At 42.8% G+C, this 13,613-nt stretch carries 9 protein-coding genes; 3 read left to right on the top strand and 6 right to left on the bottom strand.

Annotated features, from left to right (window positions below; all coding sequences use genetic code 11):
- Positions 1 to 4 precede the first annotated feature (4 nt).
- Genes UE46_RS14560 through UE46_RS14575 form a run of 4 tightly spaced genes read right to left on the bottom strand, consistent with a single transcriptional unit; the run spans position 5 to position 4,184 of the window.
- Complete coding sequence (locus UE46_RS14560) at positions 5 to 1,180, bottom strand: MalY/PatB family protein (RefSeq protein ID WP_036061465.1); 1,176 nt, start codon at positions 1,178 to 1,180, stop codon at positions 5 to 7.
- Positions 1,181 to 1,236: 56 nt separating this feature from the next.
- The gene (locus UE46_RS14565; protein ID WP_118907732.1) at positions 1,237 to 2,298 is read right to left on the bottom strand and encodes a zinc-binding metallopeptidase family protein; all 1,062 of its coding nucleotides are present in this window, start codon (positions 2,296 to 2,298) and stop codon (positions 1,237 to 1,239) included.
- Complete coding sequence (locus UE46_RS14570) at positions 2,252 to 3,724, bottom strand: PTS fructose-like transporter subunit IIBC (protein ID WP_036061464.1); 1,473 nt, start codon at positions 3,722 to 3,724, stop codon at positions 2,252 to 2,254. Before UE46_RS14570 ends, UE46_RS14565 begins: the two co-directional genes overlap by 47 nt.
- Before the next feature lie 16 nt (positions 3,725 to 3,740).
- Positions 3,741 to 4,184 carry a PTS fructose transporter subunit IIA gene (locus UE46_RS14575; RefSeq protein WP_036061463.1) on the bottom strand — a complete coding sequence of 148 codons (444 nt, stop codon included), beginning with the start codon at positions 4,182 to 4,184 and terminating at the stop codon, positions 3,741 to 3,743.
- Between the two features lie 511 nt (positions 4,185 to 4,695).
- Between UE46_RS14575 and UE46_RS14580 the strand changes: the two genes are divergently transcribed.
- On the top strand, positions 4,696 to 6,186 hold the full coding sequence (locus UE46_RS14580; protein WP_036061462.1) for an SdrD B-like domain-containing protein: 1,491 nt from the start codon (positions 4,696 to 4,698) through the stop codon (positions 6,184 to 6,186).
- 674 nt (positions 6,187 to 6,860) lie between these two features.
- On the opposite strand, the gene UE46_RS14585 is transcribed toward UE46_RS14580, so the two are convergent.
- Positions 6,861 to 9,137: an LPXTG cell wall anchor domain-containing protein gene (locus UE46_RS14585; RefSeq protein WP_077912548.1), complete on the bottom strand. Its 2,277-nt coding sequence runs from the start codon at positions 9,135 to 9,137 to the stop codon at positions 6,861 to 6,863.
- Between the two features lie 460 nt (positions 9,138 to 9,597).
- Here UE46_RS14585 and UE46_RS14590 point away from each other — a divergent pair, with 460 nt between their 5' ends.
- The gene (locus UE46_RS14590; RefSeq protein WP_036061461.1) at positions 9,598 to 10,614 is read left to right on the top strand and encodes a WxLIP family cell surface protein; all 1,017 of its coding nucleotides are present in this window, start codon (positions 9,598 to 9,600) and stop codon (positions 10,612 to 10,614) included.
- Between the two features lie 467 nt (positions 10,615 to 11,081).
- Positions 11,082 to 12,572, top strand: a complete 1,491-nt coding sequence (locus UE46_RS14595) for an SdrD B-like domain-containing protein (protein ID WP_036061460.1) — start codon at positions 11,082 to 11,084, stop codon at positions 12,570 to 12,572.
- A gap of 47 nt (positions 12,573 to 12,619) precedes the next feature.
- Here the strand turns inward: UE46_RS14595 and UE46_RS14600 are convergent, their stop codons facing one another.
- The gene (locus tag UE46_RS14600) at positions 12,620 to 13,573 is read right to left on the bottom strand and encodes a LacI family DNA-binding transcriptional regulator (protein ID WP_036061459.1); all 954 of its coding nucleotides are present in this window, start codon (positions 13,571 to 13,573) and stop codon (positions 12,620 to 12,622) included.
- Positions 13,574 to 13,613: the final 40 nt, after the last annotated feature.

A 13,613-nucleotide genomic window follows, 5' to 3' on the forward strand; every position in this document is an offset into this window, starting at 1 on the left:
CCTTTTACCTCCTTAACGTCTGAATTGCTTGATTCATTCGCTCTAAACCGTCTACTAGCTTACTGCGCGAACATGCCACATTCATCCGCAAAAATCCCGGTCCTCCGTAGGTTTCCCCTGGCATAATTGCTACTTTTCCAACGTGTATTAGCGCCTCTTGCAATGCGTCTTTCGTCACGCCAAGCGCAGATACATCGAGCCAAGCCAAGTAAGTTCCTTCTGGTATTTCAAAACGAATTTCCGGTATATGATTCGTAATATAATTTTTCAAAAAGTGCATATTATTTTCTAAATGGATCACCAGTTCATCGACGTAATCGGCGCTTTCATTATAGCTCGCCATCGTCGCGTACATGCCTAAAATGCTGACAGATGAAAGGGCATCACGCGCTTTTAATTGCTTCAAAAACGCCGCTCGCAAAGTCGCATCTGGCACTAATAAATAGGAACCAATGAGACCTGGCGTGTTCATTGTCTTACTCGCCGATGTACAAATACACATATTCACAGGATTCTCAGCCAAACTCAGAATCGGTGTATACTGCGCGTTTCCATACACAATATCCATATGAATATCATCTGAAATGATAAAAATATGATGGCGTTCACAAATTTCGATAACCTTCGCGAGTTCTGCTTTATCAAAAACACGCCCCGTTGGATTATGCGGGTTGGTAAGCAACAAAATTTTAGCACCTTTCAATTGCTTCTCCAAACGCTCAAAATCAATACAATACTTCCCATTATCCCATACAAGTTCATTTTCGACTAGCTCGCGGTTATTTTCTTCAATCAAGCTGTAAAAAGCATCATACATCGGTGAAAAAACAACGACGCGATCCCATTCTTCACTTTTCAGACGTATTAAAACCGAAATCGCGTAACACACTGTTGGGCTATAAAGAACCCAATCCTTGTCAACGTGTGCATTAAATCGCGTCTGATACCAATTCGTAATACTCCCTTTAAAAGCATCGTGATTCCACCTCGAATAACCAAAAACCCCGTGCGCCACTCTCGCTTGAATTGCCTCAAGAACTGGCGTTGGCACCTGAAATTCTGTATCCGAAATCGAAAACGGCAGCAAATCATGCTCCCCAAAACGGTCCTCAATGTAATCCCACTGCGTACAATATGTATTTTTACGATCAATGACTTCATTAAAATCATATTTTCCCATGCTTATGTCCCGTCCTTTCTATGGAAAAGCTCAGCGCGTCCGCCGAGCCTCAAACTTCATCCTATATAGCGACAAATCGCCTCATGTTTTTCTGAGTGATATCCTGCCAAGAAATGATCCAACAATGCAGCCAAGCTATCATAATCCGAGCGTGAAATCATCGAAGAATTTGCGTGTAAATAGCGCGTCGGTAAGCAGAACGCCACAACAGGTCGTCCGCCACCCATCACATTATAACGACCACCATCCGTCGCACCCGTCTTCATCGTGCAAAACTGCATAGGTTCGCCAATACTCTTAGCTGTATCAATCATGTCTTGTTTTAATTTTTGATGTGGAATATAGCGTTTATCAAAAAGCGCTAACGCCGCACCCGATCCTAGTTTCAACGGGAATTTTATCCGATCGAATCCAGGCGTATCACCTGCAACCATCGTATCAATCACGATCGCAATATCAGGCTGGATCGCTTCCGCCGAAGTTTGCGCCCCGCGAAGTCCAACCTCCTCTTGCACCGTCGCCACCGCATAAAGCGTAATCTCCTCATTCTCACACCGTTTGAAAAGTTCCGCCACAAGTGCGCATCCAGCCCGGTTATCAAGCGCTTTTCCCAAAATTCGGTCTGGCGTTAACTCCGCAAAATTCGGCTCAGGGCAAACGAAATCACCGATCGCCACGCCCATCTCTGCCACCATTTCCGCTGAATCCGCGCCGATATCAATAAACATCGCGTCATGCTCCATCGGCCTCGCTTTATCCGCCTCACTCAAAGCGTGCGGGGCAATCGAACCAATAATCCCTGCCACTTTTCCCGTCTCCGTCCGAATTTCGACACGGTGGTTCAGCATACTCTGAGTCCACCACGAACCGACCGTATCAAACGAGATAAATCCATCATCTGATATATGTTTCACGATAAATCCGACCTCATCCATGTGCGCAATAATCGCCACTTTCGGCCCCTTTGAACCTTTGCGCGCAATAAAACTCCCCAATCCATCAAACGTAATTTCATCCGCCTGATCGACCAGCTCCTTATACAAAATTTCGCGGATTTCTTGCTCGTCACCACTAGTCCCCGATGCCATCACCAGTTGTTTCAGTAAATTCGTCTCCATCTTTTAATTTCGCCTCTTTCCGTTTTAACCACCACGTTTTCAGAACAATAATTAGGAAAATATTTAATGCTAATCCAAATGCTAAAACAAGATAGAACCAGTACCATGGCGACATCAAGCCAATAAGCGGGTCGAAAATACCGATCCCAGGTGCTAGCCTTTGAACGCCGAACATAATCGTTAACATCCCCGCTATTCCGCCGCTAAGCGTATTTGCAGTAATCATCGGTAGTGGCGCCGCAAGTGCATATGGAATCGCAGGCTCCGTCGCAACCGTCGAACCAACGATAATCGAACTGATCGCCGCGCCTTTTTCTTGTTTTGTAAATAATTTTGGTGCGATAAAAGTCGAGATTCCAGCGGCCATTGGAGGCATCAACGCTACAACACCAACGATCGCGTACCAGTCATAAATTCCTTTGTCGAGTAACGAGAAACAGAAGAACCAAGCTGTTTTGTTTACCGGTCCACCCATGTCAAACGCAAGCATCGCGCCAACGAGGAAGGCTGCGGCAAGTTTCATTTCAGTCGGAATCGTGTTTAAAAAGTGCAACATTCCGTCCATCATACCGCCCATTACAGGTCCCAATACGTAAAATGTGAGCGTACCAAAAATAAATAATGTCACAAATGGGATCAACATCGAACCAAGCAGCGGTTGCAACGCCTTGCCCAGCTTCACTTTTCGGAAGTATTTCACAAAATAACCAATCGCTAGTCCCAGAACCACCGCACCTAAAAATCCAGCACCCGACTCCGTTCCAAGCATCGTATTGTCATTCGCTAAATAGGTGACCAAAAATGCTGGTGCAAATGCAGGCTTATCGCCAATCGAGCTCGCAATATACGCACCCATAATCGGAATCATGAACTTGAATCCTAAATAACCGATCGTCTCAACAACCCAGGCAAACGACGGGTCTCCATTCGCCATATCGACATACGGCATCCCAAACTGCACAAGCATGTTTGCAATCGCAACGAGCAAACCACCACCAATAACGAACGGTAATGCCGCTGAAACTCCCGCCATCAAGTGACTCATCACGCTTCCCGTTGGTACATCTTGCTGTCCCATTTTGATGTTGCTGTCCGCCGTAAATAACGTCGCTTTGCTTTCCAAATCATCGTAAATCGTCTCGATCTGTTTCAAAGCATCCGAAACCTTGAGTTCCACAACCTTCTTATTTGCAAAACGGAATCGGTCTTCCTCACTAATCGTCCGTCCAAGCGCCAGAATCACATAATCCGCCGCCTTAATTTCAGCCGGTGTTAAATGGTTCTCAACACCACTCGCACCTTGCGTCTCCACTTTTATCGTGTAACCTAATGAAACTGCCTTGCGCTCTAACGCCTCTGCCACCATGTATGTATGGGCAATTCCCGCAGGACAATTCGTAATCGCAACAATATTTAAACTCGCCATCTAACTCTCTCCCTTTTTACGAAATAACGCCTTGAACTAGCGCCAAAATCTCACTTTCCGTCCCTGTTTTCAACTGACCAACGAACTCTGGATCCATCAATTTCCGGCTTAACTGCGACAACAATCGTAAATGTTCTTGCCCACCGGTTTCCGGCACAAGCAGACAAATCCAGCAATACACTGGCTGATCATCCATTGCTTCCCAAGCCACCGCATTTTCCCCGCGTCCCACTAAAACGCCGACTTCCTTCACAAAAGCTGATTTCGCATGAGGGATCGCGATTCCCCCACCAAATCCTGTAGTCGACTCCTCTTCACGCAAACATAAATCCTTATAAAATCCCGCAGCATCCGAGACCTTGCCGTTTTTAACCGCCAAATCCGCAAACTCTTGCAAAATTTCTGCTTTCGTCTTCCCTTGCATCGCTACATTAATTCCACTTACACTCATGATTTCCATTCATCTCAACTCCAGCTTCTTTTTGTATTCCTACTTAATAACGTTCTCTTGTACTATTTCAGTATAGTTGATAACGCTTACTAAAAAAACAACAGAAATGTCACACCCGTGATGACATAATACGCAGGAATTCATTTAAAGTTCTGTTTATCACTAAAAATATTGTTTGCGAATCGAATATATGAGCTGATCAACCATATGTGAAACTTTTATGAACATTTTGTCTGGAAAGTATGATAATCCCAATTTTTTTCATCTAACGTTGCAGAAAGTGACTGGTATTTTCTGATTTGTGATTTCAACATAGCATTCTGTAAATATACTAAATGATATATTTCCAACTTATACACATCGTTTTTTAGTCACTATCTAAATTTAAAGTATCAATAGATATTTTTCGAATTTCAGAATAAATAACTTTTTCACCACTATACATCCATTCCAATCTAGATTGCCTTTTACTAGTTCACCCGCTAAACTAAAATTAGAACTAAAAAGGGAGGAATCATTAATGAAACAGTTTTTCAACAAACGCTTTGCTGCTCTAGTCATTATTTTTGCAGTCTTTTTTGCATCTTTTGCACCAGCAGCGAACGCTAGTATCTTGAACCCGGCTATTTACACAGTCTCTGGAACAGTATACGCAGATACAAATGGCAATGGCGTGATGGAATTACACAACTTGGACTTACCACTCGCGAACATGTCCGTAACGCTTCACAAAACACTGGCGGACGCGCAAGCAGGAACAAATATCGTTGCTAGCGCTAAAACAAATGCAGTCGGTGTTTACAACTTCACGAAACTCGCAAAAGGGAGCTACTTCATCAAATACGGCGCAGAAACAACAACAAAACCAGTCGTACAAGGCAATTCGGCAACAGACGCAGCTGGCAAAAAAATCCCAGGCATCGCGGCAATCACAATCAACACATTGAACGTCATCACTTGGGCAGACTTAGCAACCAAGAAAACAACAAACCTAACAATGACACCATTTGAAGATTTAAATGGGAATGGAACAAAAGACAGCAACGAATCCATTTTAAATGGTAAAACACTTATCTTCATCAATTTAGAAAAAACAGCCGATCTCATTTCAAGCGGTCGTCTATCACAACTTGATTTAAATTCTAAAATCATGGGCGCGCTCGGCGGTAGCTTAGATATCGAAGACGCCATTCTTTTTAGAACAAGCAGTAAAGGTGCCGCAATCACAATGCCAAACGTTGAGCCAGGCATGTACGTGATGGTCCGTTCACCATTTAATCTAACAGTTGGCGACTTACTCGGTAACATCGACAAAGTAACGGCCATTATCGACATCATTTCTGGCGGAGACATTCAAGGCATCCTAGACAATCCAACATTACTCGACACAGACGATATCTCAACAACACCGAACAACGACTACATCAAAGCACTTGCAAACTTCCTACCAAAAGCAATTAAAGCCGTAGAAAAAGTAGATGTAGAAAAAGTGCTAGGTACAGACGCTGCAACAAGTGTCAATTCAACGCTTACAGAAGTTCAATCCGTTGCAACACTTCTAAACCACATCCCAGCCATGCGTTTTGCAAAAGTCGACATCTGGGGTAATTCCTATGACCTGACAGCTCTAAAATTCACACAAACAACAGACTTCCAATTCGGAATTCGTAAACTTCCAGTCATCACTGGTGATCTTTTCGTGGATAAAAACAAGAACGGCAAAAAAGACCTACTAGAGTTTGGTAAAGCGACTAAAGTAACAGCTTATGATGCAAACGGAAACGTCATCCAATCCGTAACAACATCCTCGCTTATTACCAAATTCACACTAGATAAGTTAGCATTTGATAAAACAATCTACATCGGTATTGACGGCACAAACGCCTACAGCCCTGTTTATACAGGAATCGTACCTCCAGCGCTACAAGGTTTACGCCTAGTTGGAGCCTACACATTCGATTCGAAGAGTAGCATTCAAGAAATTAAACAAAATATTCCTTTGCTACCGTAATTCGAAAAGCCGTTATTGGATGTTTTAGCGCCCAATAACGGCTTTTTTTTTGCGTTTTAATTCATTTTTAAAGCTGATTTCGTATTTTTGTAAGCATTTAGACTTTTTTGTAAAATAAATACTTTTCGTGCGTATGATCTGGTATAATAGCAATAGAGAAGTGTGAGATGGTTGGCTAGTCCTAATGAAGGGGTGATGCCATATCTTGATTTGTGAGACTAGGGCAAAACTCGACATAAAGCAAAACCGCCATCGATTACTTCGGGTAGGGCAAAAAATTCTGCTTTACACAAATCGAGCGAAAGCGTTTGTATTCAGGAGATTCGGTGGAAGCCGGAAGCGGAGCATACTGGTGTATGTGAGAACCGGAAGTCCGCCGAATCTCCTGAATACGAGCGCTTGCCGCCGATTTATCTAGGGTATGTTCCAGACTCTTATGTCCGTATATGAAGCTCTAACCCTTGCAATTTCCTTTGCAATGCTTGTGCTCTGTATTGACCGCGACAAAGACAAAAAGAGATAACCGTCCCTACTTTGACCAAAAAGTAACGGTTATCTCTTAACGTTATAATACGGCCACCGTCTCAGGCGGCTCTGACTGGAAGGTTGTGTTGTCGCGCAACCTTCTTTTCATGTTCATTATAGCAAATCATTCTTTAGCCAAACAGAGTACTCTATTTACCCCCTAAATTCGTAATTCTACGTTTGATTAGCATATAAACTGCTGTTAGAATAGCACCTAATCCAGCTGTCATCGGAATAATCGGCATCGTGTCACCTGTTTTTGGAAGATCCGCTTTTTCAGTAGTAGCTTCTGGTTTCGAGTTTCCTGTTTTATCAGAAGTCCCTACAGTTCCTATTGGTTCAGGAAGTTCTGGTTTCTTATCAATTTTCTCAGGTACAACGATTATTTCTTTATCTGGATCAGTCACCTCAGGCGCAGTTTCTGTCTCGCCAAGCGTCACGTTTGTAGCCGTTGCCCAATTATTAAGTGGCACGATCGTGTAAACAATGTCCTTCTTTAATTCGCCATCCATGAGGTCAAAAATACCCGTCATACCTTGGCGCGATGAATAACGATACTGCGCAATAAGCGTCGTTCCATCTGCACCTCTTAGCTCCACTTGGCGTCCTGCTAGCAAATCCATCTCTGGATCCTTATCCAGCGTTAATTCAAACGACTTGGCATCGATTCCCGCTACATCAGCAATAACTAATGGCGCGATTTCTTTTGCTACGAATGAAGCATTCTGAACGTTTGTCCAATTAGAACTCACCGTGTATGTCACGCCTGGCGCCAATTTCTCACCAGTGGCAAGGCGGAATTTCGGTGCTTGCCGACGATCCGATGCTTGCGTGAAAGGTACATAATTCGCCGTAAATACTTCGCCGTTATCACCTGTAATCGTGACACTCCGATCGCGCAATGATGAAATAACTTGATATTGCTTACCAGCTACGTCACGATTGGCGTCATCGATCACAAACGCTTGATCCCCGCGCCCGCCCGCATATGCCGCGATAATGTTCGCGTAATCCACCACACCATCCGCTTGGAATGACTCGAGTTCAAACGTGTCGTTCGTCACTTGCGCCGTATTTCGGATATTAATTTTGGCACCACTACCAACAAAAGTTTCGACTGGCATTCCTTTATAGCTAAGCGTATAAGTTTTTCCAGGTTCTTGAATCGTCACAGGGACAATGTATGTGCTCTTAGATCCCGACTTCAAACGCGGCACATTCACAATACTCAAGCCATCACTGAACACAAAATTTTTCTTAATCGCATCTAAATTGCTATCCGCAACCTCATCAGCCGGAAGCGCCTCTGGAAAAATGATTTGCAACGTCATCGCGTTTAGCGACTCAATCTTGTACGCCGCTTCTTGTCCCAACGTAACATCCGCATTTGTCGCCCAATTATTTTGTGGCAAAATTTCATACACAACCTCTGGATGAAGTGTCCCACCACCGGTCACATCAAAAGTCCCCGTCGCACCTTGACGCGAAGAAAAACGATAACTCGCGCTCAACTCACTTCCGTCTGAGCCTTTTAGTTTCACACTGCGTCCAGCAAGCAAGTCCATCTTTGGATCTTCCGCTAGCGTCAGTTTAAACGAATTCGCATCTACAAATTCCGCAGAAGCAATCGCTAACGGTGCCATCTGGCGTGCCGTGAACGTATTATTAGCAATATTCGCCCAGTTGGAAGTCACCGTATACATCACGCCCGGCGTCAATTTCTCACCAGCTGGCAAACGGAACTTCGGTGCTTGGCGGCGATCCGATGCTTGCGTGAAAGGCACATAATTCGCCGTATACGAATCTCCATTTGACCCAGTTATCGTTACGCTGCGATCACGCAATGACGAAATAACTTGGAATTTCTGTCCAGCGGCATCTTCATTTGCATCGTTCACTACAAACGCTTGGTCCCCGCGTCCACCAGCATACGCTGCGATAATGTTCGCATAATCCACCACACCATCCGCTTGGAATGACTCGAGTTCAAACGTGTCGTTCGTCACTTGATTTGTATCCCGAATCGGTAGCTTCACATTGCTACCCGTAAAGTTCTGCGTCGCGCCACCTTTATAGCTAAGCGTGTAAGTTTCCCCAGGATTTTGAATCGTCACTGGTACAATATACGTATCCGTCGAGCCCGATTTCAAGCGCGGCACATTCACAATTTCTAGCCCTCCGCTAAACGCGAAATGTTCTTTTATAGCATCTAAATTAGCGTCCGCTACATCCTCAGCAGGCAACGTTCTATCGAATTTGATCTGAATGGTCATCGCATTTAGAGAACGCAACTCCGTGATTTCAGCGTTCGTCGTCGCATTCGCCACCATAGCAGCAGCTTGAATCGTCCCCATTTGTGGCCCCACACCAGCGATGATCGTCGTAGCCACCAGTATAGAAGATAAAACTTTCTTTGATTGTGTCATTTTAAACGCTCCTTTTTATTTCAAAATTTATCCTAACACCATCATAGTCCTTAGATATAAATTCCAAATAAGCTGGATATTAAATATTTATTAACACCTATTAACTCTCAAAAAAAACGCCCTAAAAACAGATTCAAAGATCCACTTCTAGAGCGTGCGTGATATTTTTAGTTCACATGTGCTTTCAAAAACTCATAAATACCTTCTTCTTCATTCGACGCTGTAATAAAGTCAACGTGTTCCTTCTCATAAGCTTTTTATATTGCTCCAAAAATCATTTTTTTCTCACGCTTAAAAAATTATGATAGAATCCCTAAAATCGATCTTTCATGGCTTATACTTAATTTATAAAGATACAAACCCCTTACAAACAAAATCCCCTTTCACCTGAATACCCCTCTATCGCGTGAATCCCCTTACCATAGAGGTCATTTATTAATAATTAGGAGGAATCCCCCACATGAAAAAACTAATGGCCCTATTTTTAATACTACCTTTACTCGCATCAACACTACTTTTCCCGGTTCATACCGATGCGACTGCAATGAATTTCTCAGTGAATGCTATTATTCCTGACAACCAAATTGACAAATCAAAGAGCTATTTCGACTTGCGAATCGCACCTGGTGAAGAGCAAACTGTCCATGTAACCATGACAAACGAGACGGATAAAGAGCTAACTGTGCTCACTTCTGTTAATACTGCTACGACAAACGATAACGGGATTGTTGATTACAGCCAGGAAAAGCCCAAGCTCGATAACACGCTGAAACATCCTATCGCTGAGTTCACCGAATCCGCTGGTGAAGTAGTTATTCCCGCAAATTCGAGTAAAGACTATCCCATCAAAATTACGATGCCCAACGAGAAGATAGACGGTACTATTTTAGGCGGAATTTACTTCAAAGAAAAGAATCAGGCAAAAAAAGAGACACAATCGAAAGAAATTCAAATCGAGAATCAATATGCTTACGTTATCGGCATGATGCTATCTCAAAATGACACCGAAATCAAGGCGGATCTAGCTTTAAATGACATCACGCCAACGCAGATTAACTACCGAAATGTTGTTACTGCTAACCTTCAAAATACCGAAGCCACCATACTAAAAGACCTCGATGTACAGGCTGAAATTTTCAAGAAGGATGGTACGAAAGTTTTACATGAAGCTACCAAAAACAACATGCGTATGGCACCAAACTCCAATTTTAACTTTCCAATTAGCTGGGGAACCGATGAGTTCAAAGCTGGTAAATATCGTATGGACATGATTGCAACAAGTGGCAAGCAGGTTTGGCAATGGTCTGAATATTTCACAATACACGATGACACTGCAAAAAAATTAAATGATAAAGCGCTCGATATCGAACCTGATTACACTTGGCTTTATATTGTTGCTGGCTCCTTGCTTGCGCTTCTAATCCTTCTCCTCGTATTCCTATGGGGTAGAAAATCTAAGAAGAAGGAAGAAGAATAAGCTAACTCTCCAAACTGCTCTTTAAAACGAGCAGTTTTTTATATGTATATGACCATTTCTGCTAGCTATTTCGTCCGAATTGAACTTCCTTTTATATTATCTACAATTCAGTGAATTTTTCTCTCATAAATGCAATATATCTTTGCTTTTTAATATGAAATTTAACTTATTAATCCTAGCATTACCGGAAACAACACAACTAGACGATGTAATAACGGCTCTGTTTTTAGTTCTAAAAAACACTTTATATTTGATAGATGAACTCTGTAAATCCTCCAACCTTCTATATAACACTCACCTGTTACCATTAAATAAACAACAATTCCGGCTAAATTACCTGCCTTTTTGACTATATTGCCATTTTCCAAGCTAGCTTATACAATGGCATCAAAGGTTGCGGCACAGCACTCACTTTTTTGTATACAAACGAACCGCAATCTCCAAATTTTAAAGGGGGAATTTTACCAATGAAACACCATCTCGGGAAAAAGTTATTAGCCTTTGTTCTGATTTTAGTGATGGCGATTAGTGTTTTCGCACCTGCAGCCAATGCATCTTTTCTAAATCCGTCGATCTACACGCTATCAGGAACAGTCTATGCTGACACAAACAGCAACGGCATCATGGAATTGCACAAATTGGATTTACCGCAAGCAAACATGACCGTAACATTGCACAAAACACAAGCCGATGCGATCGCTGGAACAAACGTAGCCGCGACCGCTAAAACAAATGCAGTAGGCGTTTACAACTTTACAAAATTACAAAAAGGGACCTACTTCGTCAAATACGGTACGGATGCATCCATTAAGCCGATCGCACAAAAAAATTCCGCATTAGATGCTGCTGGAAAGCAAATTCCAGGCGTGTCTAAAATTACGATTAACACGCTAAACATCGTTACTTGGGCAGACCTTGCAACAAAAAAAGTAACCAATTTAACGATGACACCATTCGAGGATTTGAATGTCAACGGCTTGAAAGATGCCAACGAATCCGTAATGAACGGTAAAACAATCATTTTCCTTAACCTAGAAAAGACAGCCGAATTAATTCAAAGCGGTCGCTTGTCAGAGTTTGACCTATCATCCAATATCACATCTGCTTTAAGCGGTTCTCTGGATATTGAAGACGCGATTCTTTTCAGAACTAGTAGCAAGCTTGCACCAATCGCGCTTCCAGAAGTGGACCCAGGCATGTACGTGATGATCCGCTCACCTTTTAATTTAACGCTTGGTGATCTTATCGGTAACCTCAAGAAAATCAATGCGCTCGTTGACATCATCTCTGGCGGCGATATCCAAAAACTACTTGATGATCCAACACTTCTTGACACTGGCGATGCCTCTACAACCCCAGACAACGAATACATCAAAGCTTTAGCAACATTCTTACCAAAAGCTATCGATGCAGTAGAAAAAGTAGACGTAGATAAGTATTTAGGTACACAAGCAGGAACTAGCGTTAACTCCGTGCTCGGCGATGCGAAATCAATCGCCAATCTACTAAATCATATCCCTGCTATGCGCTTTGCAAAAGTAGACATTTGGGGTAACACATACGATCTAACTGCTCTTAAATTTACTAAAACGACTAACTTTGACTTCGGAATTCGCAAGTTACCAACAATCAAAGGTAACCTTTACATCGATGCTAACAACAACGGCATCCTAGATTCTGGTGAAAAGAGTAAAGTCGTTGCTCTAACTATCTATGATAAAGATGGCAAAGTGTTGCGCACAGTCAACTCAGCATCATACACAACAGCCTTTACAATCGATAAAATTCCATTCAACACTGATTTATATCTAGGTGTCAGCGGAACAGACGCTTATGCACCAGTGTATAATGGCACCGTTCCTGAAGCGCTAAAAGGCATTCGTTTAGTTGGCAAATATAATTTCTCAACAAAAACTGCGGTTCAAAATATCCAACAAGATATTCGTTTACTGCCTTAATCTAAGTAAAAAAACGGATGAGATTCCAATGAATCCCATCCGTTTTTTTAGTGACTTGGAATCAACGACGTATAAATAATCTCATCCGCCACTTCTTCCTCTTCTAACAATTTCAACAATTTCTCCGCTGCAACCGCGCCCCATTTGTACTTTGAATACTCAATCGTTGCCAATCGCGGCTGTAAATATTGCCCGACTTCCGTATTATCAAACCCAATAATTTTCACGTCACGCCCAATTACCAGACTCGTGTTCGCGAAATAATTATACATGCCAATCGCCATCTCATCATTGAGCGTAAAAACCGCCACTGGCTCGCCAGTCCATTCCCGCTCGATTTGTTGCGCTGCCTTTTCACCCGTCACCTTCGAAAAATCACCTGGAATCACAATCACTTCCTCATCCCGAAAACGCTCTAACTCCGAAAGCGCCGCCCGCAAGCGTTCTTCACTATCATACGTGTTTGTTGGACCCGTCACAATATAGAATTTACCTGAAAAACCTGTTTTCAAATAGTCCACAGCAAGCGTTGCACCCGCCTTGTTATCAAGCAAAACCTGCCTCACATTTGGGTGCTCCACCTCGCGATCTAGCACGACGATTTTATGACCACGTCCCGCATATTCCAGCAATTCCTCCGTCGAAAATCCCATATCCAAAATAATCGCGCCATCAATCATTCGCTCAGGTAAAAACCGATGTGCTTTCTTACCGCTGCACACAATCAATTCATAACCCTTATCTAGCAACGTATCTGTTAGTCCGTGCAGAAGTTCCCCATAGAATACACCGCTATAGTTCGCCAAATAAATACCAACAATTTTCGTCTTGCGCGTTTTCAATGTTCGTGCTGCCATATTCGGAATGTAGTTTAATTCGTTTGCGATTGCCACAATTCGTTGTCTCGTTGCGTCAGTTACTTTCGGGCTGCCGTTTAACGCATAAGAAACAGTGGAAATCGAGACACCCGCTTTATTTGCTATATCTTTAATCCCAACCACTGCGATCCGCTCCTTGTTTACTTTTCTTTATTATGCACTA

The sequence above is a fragment of the Listeria weihenstephanensis genome, assembly GCF_003534205.1.
Taxonomy (GTDB): Bacteria; Bacillota; Bacilli; order Lactobacillales; family Listeriaceae; genus Listeria_A; species Listeria_A weihenstephanensis.